The organism is Streptomyces sp. NPDC045778 (assembly GCF_056431945.1).
The window spans coordinates 50,211-76,005 of record NZ_JBWKJZ010000003.1; the positions used below are offsets into that span (position 1 = coordinate 50,211).

The 25,795-nt window shown below is 74.6% G+C and carries 24 protein-coding genes; 10 read left to right on the forward strand and 14 right to left on the reverse strand.

Annotated elements, in window-relative coordinates; all coding sequences use genetic code 11:
* Position 1: 1 nt before the first annotated feature.
* The gene (locus AC07GB_RS04930; protein WP_478841817.1) at positions 2 to 748 is read left to right on the forward strand and encodes a sulfite exporter TauE/SafE family protein; all 747 of its coding nucleotides are present in this window, start codon (positions 2 to 4) and stop codon (positions 746 to 748) included.
* A gap of 55 nt (positions 749 to 803) precedes the next feature.
* Here AC07GB_RS04930 and AC07GB_RS04935 read toward each other — a convergent pair whose 3' ends face one another.
* From AC07GB_RS04935 to AC07GB_RS04945, 3 genes are all read right to left on the reverse strand, one after another.
* Entirely contained in the window at positions 804 to 1,061 is a 258-nt protein-coding gene (locus tag AC07GB_RS04935) for a metal-sensing transcriptional repressor (protein ID WP_478842057.1), read from the reverse strand.
* A gap of 58 nt (positions 1,062 to 1,119) precedes the next feature.
* Positions 1,120 to 1,554 (reverse strand): protein-tyrosine phosphatase family protein, encoded by a 435-nt coding sequence (locus AC07GB_RS04940; RefSeq protein ID WP_478841818.1) that lies wholly within the window; start codon positions 1,552 to 1,554, stop codon positions 1,120 to 1,122.
* Positions 1,555 to 1,992: 438 nt separating this feature from the next.
* Positions 1,993 to 2,784, reverse strand: coding sequence for an SDR family oxidoreductase (locus AC07GB_RS04945; RefSeq protein WP_478841819.1), 792 nt, complete (start codon positions 2,782 to 2,784; stop codon positions 1,993 to 1,995).
* Between the two features lie 125 nt (positions 2,785 to 2,909).
* On the opposite strand from AC07GB_RS04945, the gene AC07GB_RS04950 reads away from it, so the two are divergent.
* Entirely contained in the window at positions 2,910 to 3,761 is an 852-nt protein-coding gene (locus AC07GB_RS04950) for a helix-turn-helix domain-containing protein (RefSeq protein ID WP_478841820.1), read from the forward strand.
* Positions 3,762 to 3,875: 114 nt separating this feature from the next.
* On the opposite strand, the gene AC07GB_RS04955 is transcribed toward AC07GB_RS04950, so the two are convergent.
* Both AC07GB_RS04955 and AC07GB_RS04960 read right to left on the reverse strand, forming a co-directional pair.
* Positions 3,876 to 4,202: an ANTAR domain-containing protein gene (locus tag AC07GB_RS04955; RefSeq protein ID WP_478841821.1), complete on the reverse strand. Its 327-nt coding sequence runs from the start codon at positions 4,200 to 4,202 to the stop codon at positions 3,876 to 3,878.
* A gap of 231 nt (positions 4,203 to 4,433) precedes the next feature.
* Positions 4,434 to 4,874 carry a MarR family winged helix-turn-helix transcriptional regulator gene (locus AC07GB_RS04960; protein WP_478841822.1) on the reverse strand — a complete coding sequence of 147 codons (441 nt, stop codon included), beginning with the start codon at positions 4,872 to 4,874 and terminating at the stop codon, positions 4,434 to 4,436.
* A gap of 113 nt (positions 4,875 to 4,987) precedes the next feature.
* Between AC07GB_RS04960 and AC07GB_RS04965 the strand changes: the two genes are divergently transcribed.
* The gene (locus AC07GB_RS04965; RefSeq protein WP_478841823.1) at positions 4,988 to 6,481 is read left to right on the forward strand and encodes an MFS transporter; all 1,494 of its coding nucleotides are present in this window, start codon (positions 4,988 to 4,990) and stop codon (positions 6,479 to 6,481) included.
* An 8-nt stretch (positions 6,482 to 6,489) separates the two neighbouring features.
* Here AC07GB_RS04965 and AC07GB_RS04970 read toward each other — a convergent pair whose 3' ends face one another.
* The 6 genes from AC07GB_RS04970 to AC07GB_RS04995 all read right to left on the reverse strand — a co-directional run bounded on the left by AC07GB_RS04970 (position 6,490) and on the right by AC07GB_RS04995 (position 13,358).
* Positions 6,490 to 7,305, reverse strand: a complete 816-nt coding sequence (locus AC07GB_RS04970; protein WP_478841824.1) for a thioesterase II family protein — start codon at positions 7,303 to 7,305, stop codon at positions 6,490 to 6,492.
* A 240-nt stretch (positions 7,306 to 7,545) separates the two neighbouring features.
* Entirely contained in the window at positions 7,546 to 8,061 is a 516-nt protein-coding gene (locus tag AC07GB_RS04975) for a PadR family transcriptional regulator (RefSeq protein WP_478841825.1), read from the reverse strand.
* 71 nt (positions 8,062 to 8,132) lie between these two features.
* On the reverse strand, positions 8,133 to 9,149 hold the full coding sequence (locus AC07GB_RS04980) for a DUF5954 family protein (protein ID WP_478841826.1): 1,017 nt from the start codon (positions 9,147 to 9,149) through the stop codon (positions 8,133 to 8,135).
* A gap of 167 nt (positions 9,150 to 9,316) precedes the next feature.
* Positions 9,317 to 11,176: a protein-arginine deiminase family protein gene (locus AC07GB_RS04985; RefSeq protein WP_478841827.1), complete on the reverse strand. Its 1,860-nt coding sequence runs from the start codon at positions 11,174 to 11,176 to the stop codon at positions 9,317 to 9,319.
* A 177-nt stretch (positions 11,177 to 11,353) separates the two neighbouring features.
* Positions 11,354 to 12,106 (reverse strand): class I SAM-dependent methyltransferase, encoded by a 753-nt coding sequence (locus AC07GB_RS04990; RefSeq protein ID WP_478841828.1) that lies wholly within the window; start codon positions 12,104 to 12,106, stop codon positions 11,354 to 11,356.
* A gap of 256 nt (positions 12,107 to 12,362) precedes the next feature.
* Positions 12,363 to 13,358: a helix-turn-helix domain-containing protein gene (locus AC07GB_RS04995; RefSeq protein WP_478842058.1), complete on the reverse strand. Its 996-nt coding sequence runs from the start codon at positions 13,356 to 13,358 to the stop codon at positions 12,363 to 12,365.
* A 203-nt stretch (positions 13,359 to 13,561) separates the two neighbouring features.
* Between AC07GB_RS04995 and AC07GB_RS05000 the strand changes: the two genes are divergently transcribed.
* The 3 genes from AC07GB_RS05000 (at position 13,562) to AC07GB_RS05010 (ending at position 17,787) form a co-directional block, all read left to right on the forward strand.
* The gene (locus AC07GB_RS05000) at positions 13,562 to 14,440 is read left to right on the forward strand and encodes an NAD(P)-dependent oxidoreductase (RefSeq protein ID WP_478841829.1); all 879 of its coding nucleotides are present in this window, start codon (positions 13,562 to 13,564) and stop codon (positions 14,438 to 14,440) included.
* Between the two features lie 534 nt (positions 14,441 to 14,974).
* Positions 14,975 to 17,197: an MMPL family transporter gene (locus AC07GB_RS05005; RefSeq protein ID WP_478841830.1), complete on the forward strand. Its 2,223-nt coding sequence runs from the start codon at positions 14,975 to 14,977 to the stop codon at positions 17,195 to 17,197.
* 230 nt (positions 17,198 to 17,427) lie between these two features.
* Positions 17,428 to 17,787 carry a hypothetical protein gene (locus tag AC07GB_RS05010; protein ID WP_478841831.1) on the forward strand — a complete coding sequence of 120 codons (360 nt, stop codon included), beginning with the start codon at positions 17,428 to 17,430 and terminating at the stop codon, positions 17,785 to 17,787.
* Between the two features lie 11 nt (positions 17,788 to 17,798).
* Here AC07GB_RS05010 and AC07GB_RS05015 read toward each other — a convergent pair whose 3' ends face one another.
* Positions 17,799 to 18,533, reverse strand: a complete 735-nt coding sequence (locus AC07GB_RS05015; RefSeq protein ID WP_478841832.1) for a class I SAM-dependent methyltransferase — start codon at positions 18,531 to 18,533, stop codon at positions 17,799 to 17,801.
* A 360-nt stretch (positions 18,534 to 18,893) separates the two neighbouring features.
* Between AC07GB_RS05015 and AC07GB_RS05020 the strand changes: the two genes are divergently transcribed.
* The 3 genes from AC07GB_RS05020 to AC07GB_RS05030 all read left to right on the forward strand — a co-directional run bounded on the left by AC07GB_RS05020 (position 18,894) and on the right by AC07GB_RS05030 (position 23,284).
* Complete coding sequence (locus tag AC07GB_RS05020) at positions 18,894 to 21,392, forward strand: PEP/pyruvate-binding domain-containing protein (RefSeq protein ID WP_478841833.1); 2,499 nt, start codon at positions 18,894 to 18,896, stop codon at positions 21,390 to 21,392.
* Positions 21,389 to 22,297, forward strand: a complete 909-nt coding sequence (locus AC07GB_RS05025) for a hypothetical protein (protein WP_478841834.1) — start codon at positions 21,389 to 21,391, stop codon at positions 22,295 to 22,297. Before AC07GB_RS05020 ends, AC07GB_RS05025 begins: the two co-directional genes overlap by 4 nt.
* Before the next feature lie 192 nt (positions 22,298 to 22,489).
* Entirely contained in the window at positions 22,490 to 23,284 is a 795-nt protein-coding gene (locus tag AC07GB_RS05030; RefSeq protein ID WP_478841835.1) for a fused DSP-PTPase phosphatase/NAD kinase-like protein, read from the forward strand.
* Between the two features lie 5 nt (positions 23,285 to 23,289).
* On the opposite strand, the gene AC07GB_RS05035 is transcribed toward AC07GB_RS05030, so the two are convergent.
* Positions 23,290 to 24,528, reverse strand: a complete 1,239-nt coding sequence (locus AC07GB_RS05035; RefSeq protein ID WP_478841836.1) for a GNAT family N-acetyltransferase — start codon at positions 24,526 to 24,528, stop codon at positions 23,290 to 23,292.
* A gap of 167 nt (positions 24,529 to 24,695) precedes the next feature.
* The gene (locus AC07GB_RS05040; RefSeq protein WP_478841837.1) at positions 24,696 to 25,493 is read right to left on the reverse strand and encodes an arylamine N-acetyltransferase family protein; all 798 of its coding nucleotides are present in this window, start codon (positions 25,491 to 25,493) and stop codon (positions 24,696 to 24,698) included.
* Positions 25,494 to 25,609: 116 nt separating this feature from the next.
* On the opposite strand from AC07GB_RS05040, the gene AC07GB_RS05045 reads away from it, so the two are divergent.
* On the forward strand, positions 25,610 to 25,753 hold the full coding sequence (locus tag AC07GB_RS05045) for a hypothetical protein (RefSeq protein ID WP_478841838.1): 144 nt from the start codon (positions 25,610 to 25,612) through the stop codon (positions 25,751 to 25,753).
* Positions 25,754 to 25,795: the final 42 nt, after the last annotated feature.

Below are 25,795 nucleotides of genomic sequence, written 5' to 3' on the forward strand. Positions count from 1 at the left end.
GATGAGCGCGCTCGTCCTCGCCCTGGCCGCCGGAGCCGTGGTCGGCCTGGCGCTCGGCGCCCTCGGCGGCGGGGGCAGCGTCCTCGCGGTCCCCGCGCTGATCTACCCGCTGGGCTTCACCCCGGCCGCCGCCACGACCGCGAGCCTGCTGATCGTCGCCGTCACCTCGTCGAGCGCCCTGTACGCCCACGCCCGGGCGGGCCACGTCCGCCGGCGCGCGGGGGCCCTGTTCGCCGGGGCGGGCATCCCGCCCGCCGCGGCGGCGGGCGCGGCGGCGGGACGGCTGCCGCAGCCGGTCCTCACCGCCGCGTTCGCCGCCGTCGCAGCCCTGCGGATGCTGTGGCCCGGGCGAGCCGCAGCGCGGGGGACGGGCGTGGTGCGCCCGGGCCCGGTGGCGGGGGCCGGGGCCGCGCTCGGCGCGCTGACCGGGCTGCTCGGGGTGGGCGGCGGGTTCCTCGTGGTGCCCGCCCTGGTCACCGTCCTCGCCTTCGAGACGCGGGAGGCGACCGGCACCAGCCTGCTCGTCATCGCGGCCAACTCCCTCGCCTCGCTGGCCACTCGCGGCAGCACCACGGCGGGCCTCGACTGGTCGGTGATCGCGCCGTTCACCGCTGCGGCGGTCCTCGGCGCCTGGGACGGCAAGCGCCTCGCGGCCCGGGTCTCCGGCCCCCGCCTGCGGCAGGCCTTCGCCTGCGTGCTGCTCGCGGTGGCGGCCGGGATGCTCCTCGACGTCGCCGTACGACGATGAGCGCCACGCGGGGCGTACGAGCGTGCGCACGGTCGCACCGGGAACACGCGCGCGCTCAGGCGAGTGACAGGAACAGCTTCTCCAGGCGGGCGCGCACCCGGTCCCTGTCCCCCTGGCCCTCCGCGAGGCCCGCGTCCGCGAGGCAGCGCCGGAGCCCCGTCGCGATGATCGCGAAGCCCGCCTTGTCCAACGCCTGGGACGCGGCGGCGAGTTGCGCGACCACCTCCTCGCGGTCCCGCCCCTCCTCGATCGTCCTGATCCCTCCGGCGATCCGCCCCCGCGCCCGGCGCAAGCGGTGGACCACGGTCTTCAGCTCAGCCGGAAGTGCCGTGCGGACCCGCCGAGTTCACCGCGGCCGTGCCGTCGTGGGGCTAGGACGCGCCGAAGGACCGGACGAAGCGGCGCTGCCACGGGGTCTCCACCGCGCGGCGGTGGTAGCGCGCGCGGACGTACCCGACGGCTTCGTCCGCGGGGACGCCGTCGAGCACGGCCAGGCACGCGAGCGCCGTGCCGGTCCTGCCGATACCGCCGCCGCACGCGACCTCCACGCGCTCGGTGGCGGCACGCGCCCACGCCTCGCCGAGCAGCCGCCGCGCCTCCTCACGGTCCGCCGGCAGCCGGAAGTCGGGCCAGCGCAGCCACCGCGCGTCCCAGGCGACCGCCGGCGCGGGCCTGCCCAGGAGATACACGCCGAACATCGGCTCGGGCCCCTCGGGCAACGGCCGCCGCAGGCCGCGCCCGCGCACCGAACGCCCCGAGGGCAACCGGAGTACACCCGGGTCCGTCTCGCACCACGACTCAGCCACACGGTCACCGTACCCGCCCCGCGCGGAGCCGGTGTCCCCTGTGAGCTAGCCGATAATCATCGGGTTCTAACGGAATCTTGACTTCAGGAGGGCATAGTGCAAGGCATGACAACCATGGTTCCTGTCTGCCCGTACTGCGGGCGGGTCGAGTGCATATGCCCGGCGGTGGGCGGCAGTCCCGCGCCGGCGCTCGCGGTGAGCGTGACCGCGTTCCTCCCGGTGGCCACCGCCCGGGCGAGGAGGTCGACGGCCGCGCCGACGCCGTCGTAGTCGGCGGCACGGGGCGAGCCGGGTGCCGTCGGCGCGCTCGCCCCAGCCACGGAAAGGCGGTGCCCGGGCACCGAGTTGAACACCTCACCGGACCGCGCGGGTCCTGGAGAGGACGACGGTGGGCACGGAGAGCGGGGAAGGGTTTGCCTTCACCGCCCGGGCCCGTCCTCACGCCTCCCGCGTCGGCAGCACCGTGAGCAGCGAGAGGTTGACGTGGCGGGGCCGGCTCGCCGCGAAGGCGATCACCTCGGCGACATCGGTGCCGCTGGGGAGTTCCCCCAGGGAGCCCACGGCCTCCTGGACCGCCGCGCTGATCGCCGGGTCGCCGATGTGCTCGCGCAGCTCGGTGTCGACGGTCCCCGGCTCGATCGTGGTGACCCGCACGTGGTGCGGGCTCAGCTCGGCGCGCAGGTTCCGCGAGAAGTGGCTGACGGCGGCCTTGCTCGCGGCGTAACCGGCGAAGCCGGGCAGGACGATCTGCGCGGCCGCGGACGAGACGTTGACCAGGTCCGCGTGGCCGCGCTCGGCGGCGGCCGCGATCAGGTCCGGCGTGAAGGTGGACACGACGGCGAGCGCGCCGGAGACGTTCACCTCGATCATGCGCTGCCAGTTCTTCTCGTCGCTCCGGCCCAGCAGGTCGGGGAGCGCGAGGCCCGCGTTGTTGACCACCAGGTCGACGCGGCCGAGGCGCTCGCGCACCAGGTCGGCGGCCGCCGCGAGCGAGGCGGGGTCGGTGACGTCCGCGGGCACCGCGAGGGCGTGGCCGCCCGCGGTCTCGATCCGCGCCACATGGTCGGTCAGACGCTCGGCCCGCCGCGCAAGGAGCGCGACGCGGGCGCCCTGTTCGGCCAGCAGACGGGCGGTGGCCTCCCCGATGCCGCTGGAGGCTCCCGTCACGACGGCCACCCGGCCGGCGAGGGGGCGGAGGGAGGAGTGGGGCTGCGTTGCTGCTGTGGTCACTGTGATCTCCGGGAAAGGGTCGTGCGGTGTCTTGCTCACCCGACTCTGACGGAGGGATCGAAGGCGACCCAGGGCTCTGCCCGACCCTGGGTCTGGCAGTACCAGGCTTGACCGACACTTGAGGCATGGATTTCCGTACCGAACTGGCCGCTTTCCTCCAGTCCCGTCGAGCCCGCGTACGACCGGAGGACGTCGGCCTGCGGCCGCTGGGCGGGCGCCGCCGCGTCCCCGGCCTGCGCCGGGAGGAGCTGGCCGAACGGGCCGGGGTGAGCGTCGACTACTACATACGGCTCGAACAGGGCCGCTCCCTCAACGTCTCCGACCAGGTCCTGGACGCCGTCGCCCGTACGCTCCGGCTCGACGCCGCCGAGCGCGCGCACCTCGGCCATCTGACGCGGGCGCTGCGCGACGGCGCCCCGGACCGGGCCGCGCCCGCACCGCAGCCGGTACGTGAAGGGCTGCGCATCCTCCTGGACGCGGTCGGCGACGTCCCCGCCTACGTCCTGGGCCGCAGGCTCGACGTCCTGGCCGCCAACCGCCCGGCCCGCAGCCTGTTCGTCGACTTCGACGCCCTGCCCGCCGCGCAGCGCAACGTGGCCTGGCTCCACTTCCTCCACCCCGGCGTGCGAGAGCTGTACCCCGACTGGGAGGAGGTCGCCCGTGACACCGTCGCGGCGCTGCGCATGGACCTGGGGCGCTTCCCCTGCGACGACCGGCTGTGCACGCTGCTCGCCGAACTGTCCGTGCGCAGCGACGACTTCCGCCGCCTGTGGGCCGAGCATCAGGTGCGCGAGCACGCCCACGACGTGCAGCGGGTACGCCATCCCGTGGCGGGCGAGCTGACCCTGAACCGCGAGACGCTGCATCTGCCCGGCGAGCCCGACCAGGCCCTGGTCACCTTCGTGGCCGAGTCGGGATCGCCGTCCCGGGAGGCGCTGCGCACCCTCACCGATCACCTGGCCACGGCCGCCGGCTGACGCGGGAGGCCGGGCGGGGCGCCTGGCCGGGTGGACGGACGCGTACGGGCCCCTCGGCAGCTCGGGGACGCGGGGCCCTCGCGGGTGCCAAGGGCCCGCGTCCCGTCCGCGCGCTCAGGCCGACAGCCGGTTCCGCCTCCGCCGTACCGCAGCGTCGAGTTCGCGCCGCACGGGCCCGGGCAGTGGTCGGCCGATGGCGGCGTCGAGGACCGCTTCCGCGATGAGGCGCAGTTTGACGTTCAGGTGCTGTGATGTCTCCCGCAGCACCTCCCAGCCGGCCTCGGGTGCCAGGCGGTGCACGGCGGCCAGGACGCCGAGTGCCTGGTCGACCACCGCGTGGGAGCCGATGGCCTGCCGCAGCTGTCGGTTCTCCTCCCGCAGCCGCGTGATCTCCTCATCGGCCGGCGGGCCGGCGGACGACCAACGCTCGCAAGACGACATGTCGGGTCCAACGGGGTCGCAGGGACGTGGACAGCCTTCCTTCTCACGCCTGCCCCGCTTCGGCGCGCACAGACAAGTGCGGTCCGTTGCAGCCGCAGCTGCAACGGGCCACAGGGCTGTTGTCCCAACCCTGAGCCACGAGTCACCAGCACACCTGCCGTCTACACCCAAAGACTGCCGCGGATGCCCGGCCGCGCGCCGGGGCCGCCGGCCCGCTCCGCGCCCCCGGAGCTAGGACGCGTCGGCGGGCCCGGTGGTGAAGACGCGGCTCAAGAGGTCGTGCAGGGCGGTGCGCTCCTCGTCGTCGAGGGCGTCCAGGCCCGCCAGGGTGGTGCGCATGTTCGCGCGGATCGCGTCGATGACGCGCTCGCCCTCGGCGGTGAGGACGACGTTCTTCACGCGGCGGTCGCCGGGGCTGGGCTCGCGGCGGACGAGGTCGCGCTTCTCCAGGCGGTCGATGATCCCCGTCATGTTGGACGCGTCACAGGCCAGCGTCCCGGCGAGGACGCGCATCGCGGCGGGGCCGCGGCGCAGCACACTCAGGGTCTTGCCCTGGCTGGCCGTGAGGTTCTCGCGGGCGGCCGCGGCCGTGAAGTCGCCGTAGTAGGCGCCGAGCGACACCGAGAGCAGCTCCATCAGCTGGCCGGTGCCGACGCGTGGAGTTTCTGGCATGGGGTCCACCTTACGCCCTAAAACTTGACCATCTCAAACAATGGCCCCTACAGTGATGCGGTTGCTTGAGGTTCTCAAGTTTCTAGGTTCTTAAGCAGTTGGGAAGAAATTCCGTGTCTCACGCACCGCACACGGCGACCTCACGGCCCTCGGGGCAGACCTCGCTGGTCCTGGTCCTCGGGCTCGCCGCCATGGTCGTATCGATGATGCAGACCCTGGTCGTCCCGATCCTGTCGATCATCCAGAACGACCTGGACGCCACCACGGCCAACGTCAGCTGGGTGACCACGGCCACCCTCCTGTCGGCCGCCGTCTTCACCCCGCTCCTCGGCCGCTTCGGCGACCAGCACGGCAAGAAGCCCACGCTCGTGGGCGTGCTCCTCGTGATGATCGCGGGCTCGGTGCTCGCCGCCACCACGACCTCGCTGACCTGGCTGATCGTCGGCCGCGTGATGCAGGGAGCGGCGACCGCGATCTTCCCGCTCGCCCTGTCCGTGCTGCGCGAGGAGATCAGGCCGGAGAAGCTGCACGGGGCGATGGCCCTGGTCAGCGGCACGCTCGCGTTCGGCAGCGGTCTCGCCCTGGTCGGCGCGGGTCTCCTCACCCAGGGGGACGACCCCGACTACCACCGGGTCTTCTGGCTCGCGGTCGTCCTCGCCGTGGTGGCGCTCGTCGGCGTGCTCTTCGTCGTGCCCGCCTCCCGCTCCAAGACGGGCGGCAGGACCGACTGGCTGGGCGCGCTCACCCTGGCGCTGCTCCTCGTCCTGCTGCTCCTGCCGATCTCGCAGGGCCACGAGTGGGGCTGGGCCTCGGGCCGCACGCTCGGCGCCTTCGCCGGCGCGGTCGTGATGGCGGGCGTGTGGGTCCTCACCGAGAGCCGGGTCAAGGAGCCCATGGTGGACATGAAGATGTTCACGCACCGCCCGGTGCTCTTCACCAACCTGGCGGGTCTGCTGCTCGGCTTCGCGATGTTCGCCCAGTTCATCGGCGTCTCGTACCTCGTGCAGATGCCCGAGGACGTGGCCGGCTACGGCTTCGGCGCCTCCGTGCTCGGCGCCTCCGTCGTGTACCTGCTGCCGACCACGCTCGTCTCCCTGGTCGGCGCCCAGTTCGGCGGCGTCCTGGTGCGCCGGATCGGGGCGCGGGTCACGCTCGCCGTCGGCGCGGCCTTCGGCGTGCTCGGCTTCGCCTGGCTGACCCTGGCGCACGACACCAGCGCCTCCGTGATCGGCGCGGGCATGGTCGTCGGCCTGGCGATCAGCTTCGGCTACGCCTCCATGCCCGCGCTCATCGTCGCCAGCGTCCCGGCGCACCAGACGGGCATCGCCAACGGCATCAACTCCATCTCCCGCTCGGTGGGCAGCGCCGTCGCGAGCGCGATGATCACCACGCTCCTCGCGTCGAAGACGATCGAGCTGCCCGCCGGGATGCCCGCACTGCCCGAGGAGAGCCAGTTCACCCTGAGCTTCGCCATCGCGGGCGGAGCGTTCCTCCTGGTCGTGGTGGTCGCCCTGGTCGGCCTGCGGGCGGCGCACGCGCCCCGGGCGAGCGCCCTGACGAAGCTGGCGGAGTCGGAGTCGCAGGCTCCGGAGCGCGCCGCGGTCTGAACCGCCGCTCAGCTCTCGCCGTGTTCGGCGCCCGCCCGGGCGCCGAACATGTCGGCGACGATGCGGTCGGCCTGGTCCGCGAGGTAGAAGTGGTCGCCGGGCAGCACCCGCGTGAAGAAGTCGCCGCCGAGGCTCGCCTCGCGCCAGGCCTCCGCGTCCTCCGTGGTCACCTCGGCGTCCTTGTCGCCGGTGAACACCCCGATCGGGCAGCGGAGCCGGGCGTCGACGTCCGGGCGGTAGGTCTCGATGAGGCGGTAGTCGGCGCGGACCGCGGGCAGCACCATCTCGCGCAGCTCCGGCTCGTCGAGGAGCCGCGGGTCGGTGCCGCCCAGCTCCTTCATCTTGCCCACGAACTGCTCCTCCGCCAGCAGGTGCACCGTGCCGCGGCGCTTGCGGCGCGGGCCCTCGTGCCCGGAGACGAAGAGCCGCCGCGGTACGGGGCCCGTCCCGGCCTCCAGGCGCAGCGCCGTCTCCCAGGCGAGCGCGGCGCCCATGCTGTGCCCGAAGAGGATCAGCTCGCGGTCGGCGCGTATGCCGGTGCGCAGCACCTCCGCGACGGCGTTCGCCAGGTCGGTCATCGTGGTGATCGGCCGCTCCCCGAGCCGGTCCTGCCGGCCCGGGTACTGCAACGCGACCAACTCGACGTGGGACGGCACCAGCTGGGCCCAGGGCGTGAAGAAGGACGCGGTGCCGCCCGCGTGCGGGAAGCACACCAGGGTGGTGCGCGCCCCCGGCCGCGGCTGGGGGCGCCGCAGCCAGCGGGCCGCGGCGGTGGTCGCGGCGCCCCCGGCGCGGGTGGTCGTCGTCCTCGGTTCGATGGTCATCAGCACTCCGTCAGGGCGAAAAGGCGGTCCGGCCGCGGTTCTCGTGGCCGCCCGCGTGACGCAACCAGAACCCGGGCGGCCGCCGCAACCTCGATGTGCGCCGCACGTCAGGCACGGTTCCCTACCCGGCTCGGCCGCCGGGTATCCGCGGGCCCTCGCGGGACGTACCGGCGCCGCGGCCTGTCCGGTCGGCCGGACGCTGCGGCCGGAGGGGCCGGTGAGAGCGGTGGGGCGGCCGGGTCAGGCGTCCAGGACCTCACGGAGCCAGGCGACCTCCGCGCGGTTGACGGCCCGCGCGGTGAGGAGCATGCCCCGGCGGTAGGGGTCGTCGACCTCCTCCGCGCGCAGTGGGCGGTCACCCTCGTAGAAGAAGCTCGCGGGGGTCTCCAGGAACTCCAGGCGCCGCCGCAGGACCGCGTGCTGCTGTGCCTTGCCGGGCAGCAGCGAGAGGAACGCCAGGACGGTGAAGAACCGCGTGGAGTCGGTGATCTCGTGCGGGGCGGGGTCGCGCAGGCGCTCCAAAAGGTGGGCGCGCCCGGCGTCGTTGAGGGTCAGGACGTGGCGGCGGGTGGCCGCCGCGCCCGGCTCGCTGTGCCGGTCCAGCAGGCCGCGCTTGACCAAGCGGTCGATCGCCGGATACAGGCTGCCGTCGCTGACCGGCCGGGTGTGCCCGGAGAGCTGCTCGACCCGTCGCCGCAGCTCATAGCCGTGCAGCGGGCCTTCGGCGAGGCTTCCCAGGATCGCTAGCTCCAACACGGGGCCATCGTCGCACAGGGGCCGCGCCTCCCTCGATCCGAGGTGGTGCGGCCCTGCGTACCGGTGGCGCGTCACTCGTCGTAGTGGACGGCCCCGTCCTCGTCCATCGTCGGGTGGAGCTTCATCGGCTCCGTCGTCTCCACGTCCGAGGGGCGTGCGGGCTCGGGGCCGTCCGGGCCGACGCGGACCATGCGCTCCACGCGGCAGATGCGGAAGCACTGGTCCCGTACGACGACCTCGTTGGCGCGGCCCGCCGTCTTGAACCCCTCGGCGGCGCGGGCGAATTCGGCGCGCTCGGCGTCGTCGAGGTCGTACAGGAGCGGCCAGAACTCGGTCAGGCCGTGGACGAGCAGGCGGCGGGCGTCGTGCGGGGTCGGCATCAGGGCGCCGCGTGGCCGCCAGCGCTCGCCGCGCCGCTCCGCGACCCCGAAGCTGACCGGCAGGAGCACCACTTCCGGATAGTCCCGCACGGCCCGCCGGGCGTCCTCGCGGAACGCGGCGGGGTAGTCGTCACCCACGTACGTGAAGCCGCGCAGCGCGAGCCGCAGCGCGCCCGCCATGACGCCGCTGTCGCGGCCCGGAACGAGCGCGAAGCCCGCGTCGTGGGAGGGCGGTGAGGGCCGCTCGTCCCACGAGGGGACGGCGGGCTCGGGGTCGGTGGGGCGCGGCGGTTCGAGGCCGTCGTCGCCGGCGCGCGCGAACTCCTCGCCGCGCACGACGCGGTAGCGGGTGCCGAGCACGGTGACCTCGTTGACCCGCTCCCGCTCCAGGCGGGCCACGGCGGCCAGCAGGGCCCGGCGCTCGGCGCGGCCGTCCGCGCTGTCCTTGGCCCGGAACCACAGCAGGGAGTTCAGGCCGTCGCGGGCCTGCTGCGGGGTGCCGTCCATGACGTCGTTGAGCAGGCGCCAGTCCGCCTCGTCGCCCGGATCGCGCGCGGCGAGCCCGAACACCGGGCCGCGCACGGCGAGATGGGGGTAGAGGTACGAGGCGTCGAGGGCGTCGGCCTCGCTGACCCACGCCGCCGGGTCGTCGCGGCGGACGAGGTCGGAGTGGAGCGCGTCGATCTGCCGCTTCCAGTCGTCAGACATGGGGGCCATTGTCCCGAGATACGGCCCGCGGGGTCAGCCGTGTCACGCGAGAGCATGATGAATCGGTCGATCGCTTGGCAGCCGGGCGGCTGTGCCCTATAGGGGCCTCGGCACCCGGCCGCCGAGAACGACGACACCCGCGCCCCAGGGACCTCGACGCCCGCGCTTCAGCGCGCGGGCGGCGGGCCGATCTCCCGCAGCGCGTTGGTCGCGCAGTGCACCTCGCCCAGGCTCAGATGCGCCCAGGAGAAGTTCTCCACCCAGCGCACGCGCACGCCGCTCGCCGTCAGGGCGCGCTCGGCCGCGTCGCGGAACAGGTCGCGCCCGCGCACCTTCGGCCCGTGCGGGAGGGGCGCGGCGTAGTCGTGGGCGGTCAGGGACAGGCCGTTGGCGAGCGCGGGGGAGAAGGCGATGTGGCGGCGCGGCCCGCCGGGCCGGGACTCGACGCGGGCGTACAGCACGGGAAGGCGGACGAGTTCGTCCGCGCGCAGGCCGGTCTCGCGCAGGAGCACCTTCAGCTGCCCGTCGATGTGCCGGGCCGCGTCGGCGTTGTCTCCCTCGGCGGCCTCGTGGCGCAGCAACTCGTCGACGGTCGGCTTGTCCGGCGCGACCGTGTCCGCGAACAGGCGCTGCCCGCCCGCACCCGCGCGCCGCGCCTCGCGGAGCAGGCCGAGCGCGCCGCGCGGGTCGGACACGGCTAGCGTCCAGCCGCGCGCGTTGTCGGCCCGGACGACGTGCACGGTCTCGTCGGCGTGCCCGGCGATCAGCCAGGAGGTGTCGAGGACGACCGGCTCCTGCTGCCGCTGGGCGCGGAGCATGCGCGTGAACGACGGATCGGGGTGGCGCCGCGCCGTCGCCCCGTAGACGATCCGGCCCCGGGGGTGTCCCGCGTAGGGCGGCAGGGACTCGATGTTGCCGGTGAAGTTGAGGAGTTCGTCGACGCCGGGGCCGCGCCGGGTCGTGTACTGCTGGACGACGCCGACGCCCGGGCCGCGCAGATCGCGGAAGAGCAGCCGGCCCGCCCGGCGCAGGCTCTCCTTGCGGCCGTCGTCGGCCTTCCAGTGGTTGGGGGAGCGCAGCAGGACGCGCATCGTGTGCGGGGCGCCGCCGGGCGTCGGCTTGCTGACGTAGCCGGGCTCGACGATGTCCTGGCGCCAGATGTCCCGCCACCACCGCGCCGAGCCCGCCTGGAAGCGCAGTTCGCGATCGGGCAGGCCCGCGGCACGGGTCGCCGCCCGCAGCGAAGCGGCGAACTCCCGCCACTGGCCGGGCGGGCGCGTGTGCACCGGCACCTCGGCGGGCTGACCGCTGCCCGGGGCGCCGGGCCCCGGCGCCGCGGCGAAGACGTGCTGCGCGCGCTGGAGGTCGTGCTGGAGCAGCACCGGGGTCATGCGCAGGGTCAGCGTGGCGCGCCGGGGCTCCGCGCCCGCCACGGTGAGGGTCAGGTCGACCCCGCCGTCCCACCGCCGGGTGTCGCGCACGATGTCGCGCCCCTCCACGGCGAGCCGCGCCCCCTGCCGCACCTCCCGCCCCGTCAGGCGCCCTTCGGCGCCGAGCGGCACGTACCGGCCGTCCCGCTCGACGAAGATACGTACGTACGGACGCTGCGCCGCGGGCACGGAGACGCGGCCGCCCGCGTCCCCGGCCGCCCGGGTCGGGCGTACCCGCACCGGCGTCAAGTCCTTCAGGTCCTCGGGGCCGTTGACGACCTCGTCGGCCGCGTCGTGGCACGCGGCGAGCCGCCGGTCCACGGCCACGTCGAGGCGGTCGAGGTCGCCGGGGCGAAGGCGGCAGCGGCGCGTGTCGTCGTCGAGGTTGGGCAGCAGGGCCGTGCCCTCGGGCGCGTGGAGAGCCGGGGCGGGAGGCGCCGCAGCCCCGGCGTACCCCGGGCTGAGCAGCGCCGCCACGAGCACGGCGCACCCCGCCGCGCCGAACGCGGCGCGGCGGCGCGGGCCGTGCCGGTCGAACCCCGCCCCGGACGGCCGCCTGCCGCCGCCCCGGGCACCCCCTGTCGCGTTGCCGCCCATCGCGGGCTCCTTTCGCCGCCCGCCGCCGAGGGGGCGGGATCACGTCACTGGTCGCTCTCCACTCTTCCGGCGGGGCCGGGGCGGCGCGTCCTGCGCCCGGGTGACGCGGGGATGCATCCTTCGACGCAGCTCCGGGTGGACCTCCTCCACCCTCGCGGCGGGGCTTCGGCGGATTCCTCAGGCGTCCCTGCGGAACAGGCCTGCCCACAGGAACGGCTCGCCGAAGTACGGCGAGTCGGCCGGCTCGTCGCGCATCGGGCGCAGCTCGACCTCCGTCAGCTCGCCGAAGATCCAGCGCAGCGAGTCGGCGGCGTACGCGAGGCCTCCGTGCAGCCGCTCCTGCCGGTAGAACTCGGCGTCGGAGAGTTCCGAGCCCATGCCGCCAGCCGCGAAGCAGGTCAGCGCCAGATGGCCGCCGGGCGCGAGCACGCGCTCCAGCAGCGCGAGATAGCTGACGCGCCGGTGCGGCGGCAGATGGTGGAAGCAGCCCGAGTCGACGACCAGGTCGTACGGGCCGCGCAGGACGTCCGGGCCGAGCGCGAAGGCGTCGCCGTGGTGGAAGCGGACGTCGGCCCCGGCCGCGCGGGCCCGCTCCCCGGCCCAGGCCAGCGCGGCCGGTGACAGGTCGACGGCGTCCACCGTGAAGCCGCGCGCGGCCAGGTGGAGCGCGTTGCGCCCCGGACCGCAGCCGAGGTCGAGGGCCCGGCCGGGCGCGACGACCCCGGCGTCGATGTGGGCGGCCAGGTGCTCGTCGGGCTTGTCCACGAAGAACGGCACCGCCTTGGACCGGTCGGTGTAGAACCCGTCCCACCAGCCGGCCGCGTCCGCCGTCCAGCGGTCGGCCTCCGGCGCGAACAGGCCGTCCATGAGCTTCAGTACGTCCTCGACACTGCGTATGTTCCGCTCGGCCGTGCGTGCGTCCCGGTCCATCCGATCCCCTTTCGCGATGTGCCTCGACAGTACCGTCGGGACCTACGAAACCCCAGGTCAGAGGCCACGCGTCGAGTGCGCGTACGGGCGCGTGCGAGGCGTGCGCGGCGGAGGTGACCGGGGCTGTGGGGCCCGCCCCGTACAGCCGCGGACACCCCCGTGCAGGGGCGGCACGGGCCTGTTCCGGCCGCCTCCGGGGGCAGTTCTTGAAGAGGTCCGCGGCGGCTCCGCCCCGGGCCGGGGCGCGCGGGGCGGGTCACACCGACGAGGGCTCCGCGGTCCGGCCCGGCTGCGAGAACGCCCGGCGGTAGTCGCTCGGTGAGACGCCCACGTGCTTGAGGAAGTGGTGGCGGAGGTTGTTCGCCGTGCCGAGGCCGCTGAGTTCGCCGACCTTCTCGACCGGCAGGTCCGTCGCCTCCAGGAGGCTCTGGGCCCGCGCCAGACGCTGGTTCAGGAGCCACTGGAGGGGCGTGGTGCCGGTGGCGGCCTGGAGCCGCCGGTAGAACGTGCGCGGGCTCATCGCGGCGCGGCGCGCGAGGTCGTCCACCGTCAGCGGCCGGTCCAGGCTCCGGCGCGCCCACTCCAGGACGGGGCTCAGGCTCGCGTCGTCGGCCTCGGGCACCGACAGGTCGATGAACTGCGCCTGGCCGCCCGGCCGGTGCGCGGGCACCACCATGCGGCGCGCGAGCTGGTTGGCGATGTGCGCGCCGAGGTCCCGGCGCACGAGGTGCAGACACAGGTCGAGGCCAGCCGTCAGGCCCGCGCTGGTGAGCACGTCCCCCTCGTCGACGTACAGGACCGAGTCGTCGACCTCGACCTCCGGGTAGCGCGCCGCCAGTTGGCCGGTGTGCTGCCAGTGCGCCGTGGCGCGGCGGCCGTCGAGCAGGCCCGCCTCGGCGAGCGCGAAGGCGCCGTTGCACAGCGACACCATCCGCGCGCCCGCCGCGTGGGCCCGGCGCAGCGCGTCCACGAGGCCGTCCGGCATCGGCGCGCCCTCCTCGACGCAGGCGTCCGGCACCGAAGGGACGATCACGGTGTCCGCGTGGACCAGGTCGTCGAGCCCGTACGGCGTGCGCACCGAGACGCCGAACGCGGGGGCGGCGGCGTCCCGCGGCCCGGAGCCCGTGCCGCACAGCCTCAGGTCGTACCAGTGCTCGGAGAGGTCCGGCTGGGGCTTGCCGAACACCGTGCACGGGATGCTCAGTTCGTACAGGTCCCAGGAGGGGACCCCGATCTCCTCGGTCACGACCACCGCGACGGAACCAGCGCTCATGCGGCGAGCGTACGGCCGCCCGGACGCCTGGCAGGAATTTGGTGATCGGCGTCACCGCTGTCACTGTCCGGCCCCCGGGCCCGCTGCGAGGGTTCTCGTACCGGTTCACCACGGACGGCGCCGCCACGGGCGGACGTACGAGAACGACCGCGTCCGGCGGACGCACAAGGAGCAAGCACGCAATGAACGCTGAAGTTCGCACCCCCGTCACCGTCATCGGCCTGGGCAACATGGGCGCCGCCCTTGCCGCCGCCCTCCTGGAGCGCGGCCACGCGACCACGGTGTGGAACCGCACCCCGGCGAAGGCTGACGCCCTCGCCGCGCGCGGCGCCCGGGTCGCGGCGAGCCCCGAGGAGGCGGTCGCGGCGAGCGAGTTGGTGATCGCCTGCGTCCTCGACTACGACGCGCTGCACGCGGTCGTCGACCCGGTCGCGGGGACGCTCGCGGGCCGCACCCTCGTCAACCTCACCACCGGCTCGCCCGAGCAGGCCCGGGAGTTCGCCGCCTGGGCCGCCGAGCGCGGCGTCGACTACCTGGACGGCGCGGTCATGACCACCCCGCCGGGTGTCGGCGACCCCGAGATGATGTTCCTCTACAGCGGCCCGCGGGCCGCCTTCGACGCCCACAGGCCCGCCCTCGACGCGCTCGGCGACCCGCTGTTCCTCGGCGAGGACGCGGGTTTCGCCCCGCTGTACGACGTGGCGCTGCTCGGCCTGATGTGGGCGGCCTTCGGCGGCTGGCTGCACGGCACCGCGCTCGTCGGCGCCGACGGGGCGAAGGCGACGGAGTTCGCGCCGCTCGCCCTTCGCTGGCTGGGCGGGGCGGTGCGCGGCTTCATCACCCGGTACGCGGCCCAGGTGGACGAGGGCCGCTACCCGGGCGACGACGCCACCGTCGACGTCCAGATCGTGGCGATCGACCACCTCATCCACGCGGCGGCCGACCGCGGCGTCGACAACGCCCTGCCGGAGCTGCTGAAGGCCCTCATGCAGCGGACGCACGCGGCGGGCCACGGCGGGGACAGCTTCGCCGGCGTCATCGAGGTCATGCGGAAGTCCTGACGCAGCCCCGACGCCCCGGCGACTCCGGAGGAGCCCTACCCCTAGGGGTTCGAGGCGACGGGCGGGCCAGCCGCGGGCCGCCCGCCGCCCCCCTGGAACACGCCAACGAGCCGGATCGTTGGAGAGGGTGCGGCCGTGCCGCCCCGGCGCACGTCATGGGGCGGCGGACACGTGTCCTGGGCAGCTCGGCGCGAGGCACTCGCGAAGCCTCCGGTGTCTCAAACGCCACCTGTCGAATAGGTCCGTCTTCACCGGAAATGCCCGGTGCGGGAAGCGGGTTGTTGACCAAGAGACGCAGGTCACACCCCTGGTACATGAGATCTACACGTACTCCGCGCGTCTCCTACCCGAGGATGAGTCGGCCGACTTCCGACTACGACGGACGTGGGCGCGGACTCCGGCCCGCAGTCTGACTTCCCCGTGGATTGCTGCCGTCACGATGGAGTGGATCCTTTCGACCCCACCTTGTCGCGCGGTGCAGTGCCGCCGGCGGGTCGGTCCTGCCTGCCAATCCCGACGGGAGTCTCGTTCGCCGTGGCTACGTTCCTCTACAAACTGGGCCGTCTCGCCTTCAGACGGCGCTGGTGGATGGCGCTCATATGGGTGCTGCTCTTCATCGGCGCGGGCGTCGCAGCGTCCTCGGCTCCCAAGGCTCCGGCCGACGTGTTCTCCATGCCCGGCACGGAGTCGCAGAAGGCCTTCGACCTGCTCGACGAGAAGTTCCCCGAGACCAGCGCCGACGGCGCCACGGCCCGCGTGGTGCTGCGCGCCCCCAAGGGCGAGAAGATCACCGACGCCGAGAACAAGGCGAAGGTAGAGAAGCTCGTCGGCACCCTGAGCAAGGGCGAGAAGGTCTCCAAGGTCGACGACCCGTTCAAGATGGGCGCGGTCAGCAAGGACTCGACCACCGTCTACGCGACCGTGTCGTACAAGGTCCCCGGACCCGAGCTGACCGACAAGGTCAAGGACAAGCTCGCCGACACGCTCAAGGACACCCGCAAGGACGGCCTGACCGTCGAGGCGGGCGGTGACGCGGTCCCGACCGAGCAGGAACTCGGCGGCAGCGCCGAACTGATCGGCATCGGCATCTCCGCCGTGGTGCTGCTCATCACCTTCGGCTCGCTGATCGCCGCGGGCATGCCGATCCTGACCGCGCTCATCGGCGTCGGCATCGGCATCTCCGGCATCACCGCGCTCGCCAGCACGCTCGAGCTGTCCAGCACCACCTCGACGCTCGCCACGATGATCGGCCTCGCGGTCGGCATCGACTACGCCCTGTTCATCGTCTCGCGCTACCGCGCCGAGCGGGCGGAGGGCCGTGCCCCCGAGGACGCCGCAGGACGCGCCGTCGGCACCGCGGGCTCCGCGGTGGTCTTCGCCGGACTCACCGTCATCGTGGCCCTCTCCGGCCTCGCCGTGGTGAACATCCCGCTGCTCACCAAGATGGGCCTCGCCGCGGCCGGCACGGTCGTGATCGCCGTCCTGATCGCGCTGACCCTCATCCCGGCGCTGCTCGGCATCGCGCCCCGCAGGACGCTGCGCCGCAAGGACCGCAAGAAGCCCCTCGGCGTGCCCTTCGAGGACGCCAACGCCAAGCCGAAGCTCGGCACCCGCTGGGCCCGGTTCGTGCTGCGCCGCCCGCTGATCGTCCTGATCGTCGCCATCGCCGGTCTCGGAGCCGTGGCCGCCCCGGCCGCCAACCTTCAGCTCGGCCTGCCCGACGAGGGCACCTTCGCGCCGGACACCACGCAGCGCAAGGCGTACGACATGCTGTCGGACTCCTTCGGCAAGGGCTTCAACGGCCCGCTGACGATCGTCGTCGACAAGGACAAGGGCGCCGGTGCCGCGGCGAAGGACGTCGGCGAGGAGCTGAAGAAGGTCAAGGGCATCGTCTCCGTCAGCCCGGCGACGCCGAACAAGGCGGACGACCTGGCGATCCTGTCCGCGACGCCGAAGACGGGACCGAGTGACCACGACACCGAGACGCTGGTCAAGAAGATCCGCGCCGACATCGGCACGGTCGAGTCCAAGACCGGCGCCGAGGTCCTGATCACCGGCCAGACGGCCTCGATCATCGACTTCTCGCAGACCCTCGACGACGCCCTGATCCCGTACCTGGCCCTGGTCGTCGGCCTGGCCTTCCTGCTCCTGATGCTCGTGTTCCGCTCGATCCTGGTCCCGCTGAAGGCGGCGCTCGGCTTCCTGCTCTCGGTGCTCGCGGCGCTCGGCGCGGTCGTGGCGGTCTTCCAGGAGGGCCACCTGGCGAACGTGTTCGGCGTCGACCAGCCCGGCCCGATCATGAGCATGATGCCGATCTTCATGATCGGTGTGGTGTTCGGCCTCGCGATGGACTACGAGGTGTTCCTCGTGACGCGCATGCGTGAGGCGTACGTCCACGGCTCGCGTCCGGGCGAGGCCATCGTGACCGGCTTCACCCACGGCGGGCGCGTCGTCGCCGCTGCCGCGGTCATCATGATCAGCGTCTTCTCCGGCTTCATCCTGGAGGACGACGACATCATCAAGACCATGGGCTTCGGCCTCGCGGCGGCCGTCCTGTTCGACGCCTTCGTCGTCCGCATGGCGATCGTCCCCGCGGTGCTCGCCCTGCTCGGCAAGTCCGCCTGGTGGCTGCCGGGCTGGCTGAACAAGATCCTGCCGAACGTCGACGTCGAGGGCGAGAAGCTCTACAAGCAGCTCGGCGACAACGGCGGCGCCCCCTACTCCGACCCGGAGCGGGAACTCCAGCCGACCCGCTGACCCGCTGACCCGCTGACCCGGCGTCCGCGGAGCGGATCCCGCGGACAGCACGGACAGCACGGACAGCACGCACACAGCACACGGCCCGGTGGCCCGGTGACCTCGACGGTCACCGGGCCACCCGGCGTTTCCCGGGCGTTTCCCGCCGCCCGACCGGCGCGTTCGAGTTGCCGGGCGGCGCGGGGCGCTGTGGGCTGGGACGCCCCGGCGAGCGACGACGAGGAGTGCCCATGCCGCCCGAGCCAGAGCCGGTCACCGAGACCTTCGCCTTCACCTGCGGGGACTGCGGGGAGACCTGGGAGGCCAGTTTCCGGGTCGTGTTCTTCCCCGACCCCGCCGCCTCCGCCGACCCCGCGGGGCCGGGCCCGCAGGAGTACGTCGACGAGGACGGCAACGCCCTGCGTTCCCCGCTCGCGGCGGCGGTGTGCCCCAAGTGCGGCGGGCGCGCCGTGCACGTGATGGCACCCGGGTTCGCCGACCGGGCCCGCGCCGCGGAACACCCGCCGCGCCCGCACCACGAGCACTCCCCGCACCTGTCGCACCGGCACCGGCACCGGGAGCCAGGACCGCCGCCCGGCGGCGAGGGCTGAGCTGCGGCCCCTCAGCCCTTGCGTGCGTCCAGGACCGCCGCGTGCGGGGTCGCGAGGTAGCGGAGCCAGAAGTCGTCCGCGGGGCCCGGCTCGGCCGTGTCCGACACCCGGTGCGCACGCCACCGGGGCGTGCTGAAGCCCGCGTCGCGCAGCGCGCCCTCCAGGGACGCGGCGGTCCAGTAGCGGGCGGTGAACCGCGCGCTGTGCTCGCCCACGGTGAACCCGAAGTCCACCGGGGCGCCGTCTTCACGGGCGCTGACGTCCAGGCGGAAGCCGTAGCGGGCGTAGTGGTCCGGGTCCGGGTGCACGTCCGGGTGGATGGGCAGGGTCAAGAAGCGCCCGCCGGGCCGCAGCGCCGCCGCGACGTCCCGGCACATCGCGACGAGCCCGTCGTACGTCTCGGCGTGCGGCAGCACGTACACGCCGAGGACGGTGTCGAAGGCGCCGTGCAGCCGCTCCGGCAGCGCCCCCGCGACGTACTCGACGCCGAGAGGCTCTTCCTCCTCCCGGCGGCGGCAGTGGTCGACCATGCCCTCGGACGCGTCGAGGCCGACGATCCGCCGGGCCCCGGCGCGCGCGAGCAGCCTGGTGTAGACCCCGCTTCCGCAGCCGAAGTCGAGTATGTCCTGGCTCCCGAGGTCACCGAGGTGGCCGAGCACCGTGGGGAACTCCAGGCCCTGCCGGAAGGCCATCCCCGACGACTCCTCGTAGACCTGTCCCAGCTCGTCGAACTGACTGCCTGTCACGTCTTCGCCTCTCTGCGTCTGCTGACAGCGTGTGGCGGGCGCGGGGCGAAGGGCCGTGCCTCCGCCGCGCGTTCCCCGCGAAGAAGCCTTAGCACACGCGCCACAGCCGCCGGTCCCTCGCCTCCCGTGCCGTCGCCGCCGCCGTCGGGCTCGGCCGGATTCGGACGGGCTTGTACTCAACTTCGTGGCGCGGCCACGCGTCCGTGCTAAGGGCTGGAGGATTTTCCGGTCCGGCTTCGTGGCCTGGCGTTTCGCCCCAGCGGCGCGGCGGGCGCGCAGGGCCTCACCGCGGAGGGAAAGGCGCCGGGAACTGGATGCGCGGGCGGGACGGGGCGCGCGGTCGGGCGAAGGAGGCAGGCCATGATCGGGGTGGAGACGGACCGGCTCGTGGTGGTGGGGCTGGAGGCGCGACGCGCCCGCGACCCCCGGCTCACGGGCGCGAAGGCGGCCCACCTGGCCCGGGCGGCAGCAGCGGGCCTGCCGGTGCTGCCGGGCTTCGTGCTGGTGCCCGCGGGCGCCGCGGGCGCCGCGGGCGCCGGGGACGGCGGGGGCGCTGAGGGTGCCGGGGGCGCCGGGCAGTCCAGGGGCCGCGAGGGTGCTGGCGACACCGGGGGCACCGTGCGGCCCAGGGGCCGCGAGGATGCCGGCAACACCGGGAGCGCCGGGCGGCCCAGAGGCCCCGAGGGTGCCGGGGACACCGGAGGCTGCGGAGGTGCCGGGGACACCGGAGGCTGCGGAGGTGCCGGGGACACCGGAGGCTGCGGAGGTGCCGGGAACGCCGGAGGCGGCGGAGGTGCCGGGAGCCCCGAGGGTGTCGGGGGCGCCCGTGGTGGTTCGCGCGGTGAGCAGGAACTGCTGCGCGCCTGGCGGGAGTTGAGCGGAGGCGGTCTGCGGCCCCTCGTCGTGCGCTCCTCGTCCGCGTGGGAGGACGCCGCCGACTCGTCCCTCGCGGGGCTCTTCGAGACCGTGCTCGACGTACGCGGCTGGACCGACTTCACGGACGCCGTACGGCGGGTGCTGCGCTCGGCCCGGCGCGCGCCCGCGGGCGCCGGAGGCGGCGGCTCGCACGCCGGCATGGCGGTGCTCGTACAGCCGATGGTGCGCGCGACCGTGGGCGGCGTCATGTTCGGGGCCGACCCGATGGCGGGGCGCCGCGACCGGGTCGTCATCAGCGCCGTCGACGGCGGCCCTGACCGGCTTGTCAACGGCAGCGTCCAGGGCGTGCGTTACCACCTGACCCGGCACGGTCGCCAGGTCCACGCCGAGCCCCACGAACCCCGCGACGCGCGGCTCCTCGCGCGCGGGCGCCGACTGCGCCTGCTGCGCCTGGCCCGGGACGCGCAGCGGGAGTTCGGGGGCCCGCAGGACATCGAGTTCGCCTTCGACGCCGAGGACCGGCTGTGGCTGTTCCAGACCCGCCCCATCACCGCGATGCCCCCGCGCCCCGCCCGCCGCGCGCGGCTGCTCGGTCCCGGCCCTGTCGCCGAGACCTTCCCCGGGGTCCTGCAACCCCTGGAGGAGGACCTGTGGCTGGCCCCCATGGCGCACGGGCTCTCGGTCGCCCTGGACATCGCGGGCGCGGCGCCACGCCGCCGCCTGCGCCGCCTGCCGCCCGTCACCACCGTCGACGGCCGCGCGGCGGCCGACCTGCGGCTGCTCGGCGTCGCCCCGCCCGCCCACCGCGTGCTCGGCTTCCTCAACCCGGCGCCCGCCGCGCGCCGCGCCACCGCCGCCTGGCGGATGGGCCGGGTGCGCACGACACTGCCCGCGCTCGCGCTCGACCTCACCGCCGACGTCGACCGGTATCTGAGCGAACTGCCCGCCCCCGCCGAGATGCTGAGCGGACGGCTGCTCGCCGCGGTCTCCTGGGGGCGTACGGTGCTCTCCGCGCTGCACGCCCAGGAGTCCCTGGCCGGCGCGGTGCTCGGGCAGGGGTCGGGCGCCACGGCCGTGGGCGAGGCGCTCGCCGTCCTCGCCGAGGCACGCGCGGGCCTCCGCGAAGCACGCGCCGTCCCCTCCGAGGCGCTCGGCGCCCCCTCCGAGGCACGGGCCATCCGCGGCGAGGCGCGCGCGGACGAGCCCGACGACGCCCGCCTCGTCGCCCGCCACCCGGTGCTCCTCTCACTCCTGCCGCCCGCGCTCGGCCCGCGCCCGCCGCTGCCCGGGCGCCCCGCCCTGACCGGCGTGCCGCGCGGCACCGCCGTGCTGCCCACCCGCGAGGGACTGCGCCTGCGCGTGCGCTGGGTGCAGGAGATGCAGGCCGTCATGGTGCGCGAGCTGGCCCGCAGGCTGACCGCCGCGGAACTCCTCGACGACCCGGCCCGCGTCGCCCTGTTGCGCTGGCCGGAGCTGACCGCCGTGGGCGAGGGCGCGGGGCTCCCCGCCGATCTGCGCGAGCGCCTGCCGAGGCCGCAGCGCCCGGAGCTGCCCGCCGCGTTCCGCCTCGCCGGCGGGCGGCCGGTGGCCGAGCCGGGCAGGCGCCGCGCGCCCACCGACGGGCAGGGCGCGGGCGGCGGCTTCGGCTCCGGCACGGCCTGGCACGGCAGCGGTGAGCGCCCCCGGTTCGCGGTCCTGGTCGTCCGCGCCCTCGACCCCGCGCTCGCCCCGCTCCTGCCCGGGCTCACCGGGCTCGTCGCGGAGACCGGCAGCGTGCTCTCGCACCTCGCCGTGCTCGCCCGCGAGTACCAGGTGCCGACGGCCGTCGGCGTCCCCGACGCCCTGGCCCGGTTCCCCGCCGGGACCCGCCTGACGGTGGACGGCGGCACGGGCGCCGTGGAAGGGGTGCGGATGGCGGCCGTCGGCGAGCCGCCCGCCGCGCCCCCGGCCGGCACCGGCCGCACGGAGGGCATGGCGTCATGAAGTACGTGAGCTACCTCATCGGCGGCCTCAGCGCCGCCGCGGCCGCCACCTACAGCGTCGTCTACCTCACCCGCTGGGAGTGGCAGCGCGCCCTCATCTGCGGTGTGCTCCTCCTGGTCGTCGAGGGCCTGCTCGTGGGCGCGGTGCTGCTGAGCCGCCTCGGCCGCCTGGAGCGGCAGCTGGCCGACTCCAGCCGCCGCACCGAGGACGTGTGGCGGCGCCTCCAGGAGTCCCGGGCGGACGACGGCGTACGGTTCCGCTGGCTGGAGCAGGGCACCGGGGACGGCGCTCACCGCACGTACGTCTTCGTGCCGGTCCTGATGGCGGCCGGGGCGCTGCTCTCCGGCGTCGCCTGGGTCGTGCAGAAGATCTCGGCGGCCACGGTCAGGCCCGGCGCCGAGCGCAGGCTCGCCGGGCGCCTCGCGCGCCTCGCCGCCCCCGGCGACGAACGGCACGGCCGCGTCCCGGAGTTGGAGGACCGCGAGGCCGTGCCCCGGCCGCGCGCCCTGCGCGCCGCCGTGGTGAGCGGCGTCGCCGTGGCCGCCGTCCTGCTGCTCGCGCTGCTCGTGGACACCCTCTCCGACGCCACCCAGACCCGGCCGGGCAAGGCCACCGGCGCCGCCGCGACCACCGTGGTGTACGAGGTGCGGGTGCGCGGCAGCCACGGAGCGCAGGCCCGCGCGCTCGCCGCCCGGGCGCTGTGGGAGAGCTGCCGCAGATCCACCGCGGCCCTGAACGTCCACGCGCCGCTCACCCGCCTCGACGGCGACGTGTGGGCCGGGGTGATCCGCCCCGCGCTGTCCGAGCACGACGTGATGCGGCTGCGCGGCTGCCTCACCGACGCGACGGCCCACCGCACGAGCGCGCGGGTCCTGGGCGAGAGCCAGGTGGAGCAGGCCCATTGAGGGCGCTGCTCCACCGCCCGCACGGATCAACTGCACTGCTACGCAGGTGAGTTGATGCGATACGAGTGGCGCGTGGGGCGGGCGGAGCGGGTCGCGGGGCCCCTCGGGCGCCGGTAGCCTGGACGAGGCTCGTGCCTCCTTCCCGTGCAGCCCGGTGTGCGCGACGCGCGTACGCCCTCTGGTGGTGACCGCTTGGTATTCCGTGCCCCCTCCGGCCGTGCGCCCTCCGGCCGTGCCCCCTTCGCCCGTGCCGCCTGTGCCCGTGCCGTCGCGCCGCTCGCCGCGGCCACCGCCGCCGCGAGCGCCGCGTGCGTGACCGCGGGCCGGCGGCTGAGAGGCAAGCGGCCCACGCCCCGGCGCGCCCTGAGGCTGATCGGCCTGTGCGCGCTCGGCTACGCGGTCTTCTGGGCCTCCACGGCGCTCGGCGTGCTCGCCGTCTCGGCCTGGGCGGGCGAACGCGTCCGCGCCGAGCGGGAGATGACCGGCGTCCGCCACTTCCAGCGGGTCGACGACCGGCTGTGGCGCGGCTCCGCGCCCACCGAGGCCGGGTACCGCGCGCTCGCCGCACACGGCATCCGCACCGTGGTGGACCTGCGGGCCGAGCGCCTGAGCGCGAGGGAACTCGCGCGGCCCGGACGCGCGGGACTCCACGTCGTACGACTGCCTGTGCGTGACGGGCAGACGCCCGCCGGCCGACAGGTCGACCGGTTCCTGCGCGTCGTCGCCGAGGCGAAGGGCCCCGTCTACGTGCACTGCGGCGCGGGTGTCGGCCGCACCGGCTCGATGGCGGCCGCCTACCTGGTCCGCACCGGGCAGGCCACGCCCGGCCAGGCGGCCCTGCGCACCGTCGCGGTCGGACCGCCGTCCCTGGAGCAGATCTACTACGTGCTCAGCGCCGACCGGGACGTCAGCCGCCAGCCCCCGGACGTGGTCTCGCTGATCAGCCGCCTCGCCGACGCGCCTCGCCGCATCAAGGCCTCGCTGTAGGGGTCTTACAGCCGCTTCTCCATGAGCGTGACGGCGTACCGGCCCGCCGCCCCGCCGTCCTTCGACGCCGGCTCGCCGACCTCCTGGTAGCCCGCCGCGGCGTAGTACGCCCGCAGCCGCGGGTTGTTGGAGCGGCAGTCGAGCCGGCCCAAGCCGCGCCCGGCGGCGCGGATGCGGTCCTCGGCATGCGCCAGCAGGAGGCGCCCGGTGCCCGGGGGAGCGGTGCGCCGGTCCGTCATCAGGCGGTGCACATAGCCCGCGGTCGGCGGCTGCGGGCCCCACGGGACGGGGTCGTCCCACCACAGTTCGAAGGCGCCCGCGACGGGTCCTTCGGAGCCCAGCGTCGCGAGCCACACCTCGCTGTCCGCAAGGCGCGCGCGGAAGTGGTCCTCACCCAGCTCGCCGGGCCGCCACTGGACGATGCCCCGGCCGATCTGCCAGCGCGCGGCCTCGTCGCGCAGCCGCACAAGATCGGCGAGGTCGGCCGCGCCCGCCCGCCGGAAGACCAGCTCGGGCCCCTCCAGGAGGGCGGCGCGCAGCGCGGCCACCAACTCCTCGTCGGCATCCAGAAGGTGGGCGGCGTAGGAGCGCAGGGAGCCGTACCGCTCGGCGATCCCGGCGAGGAAGAGACGCATCACCTCCGCGGGCGCCCGGCCGTAGTCGGGCCAGACCAGCTCGCGGTCCGGGTTCGCGGCGCGCCAGTCGGCGACGAGCCGCTCGGTGGCGAGGTCGGTGAGGGTGAAGTCCTCGACCACGTCGGCGTCGGACACACCCAGCAGGCTCAGGACGAGCGCGGCGAGCAGCCCCGTGCGGTCCTTGCCGGACGCGCAGTGGAACACCACCGGGCCCGCGCCGTCCTCGGCGATCACTTCGAGGGCGCGGCGCAGCTCCTTGACGCCGTCCTCGGCGACCTCCAGATAGCGGTCGGCCAGATAGCGACCGGTGTCCACGTCCGGGCCCAACGCGGCCTGGTCGTAGGGGCGGTGCTCGACGCTCAGGTTGTGGTAGGCGAAGGACGCGTGCTCCGGGACGCGGCCCTTGGCGTCGATCTCCCAGGGGTAGCGCAGATCGATGACCGTGCGGACACCGAGGCCGAGGAAGCGCTCCCAGTCGGCGTCCCGCAGCTTGCTCAGCGAGTCCGACCGGTACACCTTCCCCCACCGCACCGTACGGCCGTCCTCAGTGACGTAGCCCCCCAGGTCACGGAAGTTGTGCAACCGGTCGAAAGGTATGTGTCTCTTCACAGTGCGGCAGCCTACGTCCGGCCGCGCCGCGCCCGCCGCGACGAACGTCACCCGGCCCGGCGGGCGCCGCACCGGGCCGGTAAGCCTGGACAAAGGACCCCGGCCGTGCTGTGCGGGGCCCGACCCCCGTGTCATGTCGCAAGGACACCGCCGCCCGCCCCCTTCGGTTACCGGCCCCCGACCCGGACCGGCGGCGCGAGGCGCGGCACCTCGCCGAGCGCGATGCCGAAGCGGGTGGCGTACGCCTCCAGGACGTCGGCGTCCGTGGTCAGTTCGGTGACCTGCGGCGCGCCACCGTGCGGGGTGACGGTGAGGGTGCTGCCGCTGAGCGTGGTCCGGCCGGTGCCGGTGAGGACCGAGCACACCAGGGACCGCGTGAAGTGGGACTTCGGCGAGGTGCGGTGGTACCAGGCGCCGCCGGTGAAGTCGGCGAGCGCGCGCGGCCGTTGGTCGAGCAGGTACTGCGGCTCGCCGTCCATGAGGACGCGCAGGTCGCCGTCGGGCGTCTCGGCGACGCGGAAGGTGCCGCCGGGGTCGCTCTGGTCGCCGCGTTCGGTGAAGGCGAGCGGGTGATGGCTGTGCTTGCCGAAGCCCACGTCGGCGAGCCAGTCGCCGCCGTCGGAGGTGCGCACGCGCAGCGCCATGTGGTCGTACGGGATCCCGAGGAGGCCCCCCTGGTACACGCGGGCCTGGAGCAGGTCGACCTCGAAGCCGAGCGCGGTGAGGAGGGCGGCGAAGGCCCCGTTGAGTTCGTAGCAGAACCCGCCGCGACGGCGTTCGACGACCTTCGCGACGAGGTCCTCCTCGGTGAGGTCGACCTCTTCACCGGCGTGGACGGCGAGGTTCTCGAAGGGGACGGTGCGCAGGTGCGCCAGGTGCAGGTCGCGCAGGGCCGCCGAGGTGGGGGGCGCGGGGCGCTCCGCGCCGATGCGGAGCAGATAGGCGTCGGTCCGTGAGGTGTCCATGGAGCAAGTCTCACGGGGAGCGACCGCCCGGGCCACCGGCCTGAGGACAGCGGCGGGCCGTCCCTCCGTCCTAGGCCTCCGGCTCCGGGAGTCCTAGGTCCCCGGACCCTGTGGCGATGATCGACTCGCTGTGTATAGTCACCTGGGTCACGCGGCGCACCACACCGTCCGCGTGCGGATTGACGAAGGAGGTGAGCCCGTTGCGCGACCTGATCACTGACCGCACCGTCCGGGCCCTCCCGACCGCCGTCCGCGCCTGACCGCCAGACCGTCTCTCCCGTCTGACCGGTTCCCTCGCACGG

Coding starts and splice junctions, on each gene's coding strand:
- AC07GB_RS04980 (WP_478841826.1), bottom strand. CDS start 9,149: ATGTCTGACGACTGGAAGCGGCAGATCGACGCGCTCCACTCCGACCTC.
- AC07GB_RS05020 (WP_478841833.1), top strand. CDS start 18,894: ATGATCGGGGTGGAGACGGACCGGCTCGTGGTGGTGGGGCTGGAGGCG.
- AC07GB_RS04955 (WP_478841821.1), bottom strand. CDS start 4,202: ATGTCGTCTTGCGAGCGTTGGTCGTCCGCCGGCCCGCCGGCCGATGAG.
- AC07GB_RS04950 (WP_478841820.1), top strand. CDS start 2,910: ATGGATTTCCGTACCGAACTGGCCGCTTTCCTCCAGTCCCGTCGAGCC.
- AC07GB_RS04985 (WP_478841827.1), bottom strand. CDS start 11,176: ATGGGCGGCAACGCGACAGGGGGTGCCCGGGGCGGCGGCAGGCGGCCG.
- AC07GB_RS05025 (WP_478841834.1), top strand. CDS start 21,389: ATGAAGTACGTGAGCTACCTCATCGGCGGCCTCAGCGCCGCCGCGGCC.
- AC07GB_RS05045 (WP_478841838.1), top strand. CDS start 25,610: ATGATCGACTCGCTGTGTATAGTCACCTGGGTCACGCGGCGCACCACA.
- AC07GB_RS04960 (WP_478841822.1), bottom strand. CDS start 4,874: ATGCCAGAAACTCCACGCGTCGGCACCGGCCAGCTGATGGAGCTGCTC.
- AC07GB_RS05000 (WP_478841829.1), top strand. CDS start 13,562: ATGAACGCTGAAGTTCGCACCCCCGTCACCGTCATCGGCCTGGGCAAC.
- AC07GB_RS04930 (WP_478841817.1), top strand. CDS start 2: ATGAGCGCGCTCGTCCTCGCCCTGGCCGCCGGAGCCGTGGTCGGCCTG.
- AC07GB_RS05010 (WP_478841831.1), top strand. CDS start 17,428: ATGCCGCCCGAGCCAGAGCCGGTCACCGAGACCTTCGCCTTCACCTGC.
- AC07GB_RS04990 (WP_478841828.1), bottom strand. CDS start 12,106: ATGGACCGGGACGCACGCACGGCCGAGCGGAACATACGCAGTGTCGAG.
- AC07GB_RS04970 (WP_478841824.1), bottom strand. CDS start 7,305: ATGACCATCGAACCGAGGACGACGACCACCCGCGCCGGGGGCGCCGCG.
- AC07GB_RS05040 (WP_478841837.1), bottom strand. CDS start 25,493: ATGGACACCTCACGGACCGACGCCTATCTGCTCCGCATCGGCGCGGAG.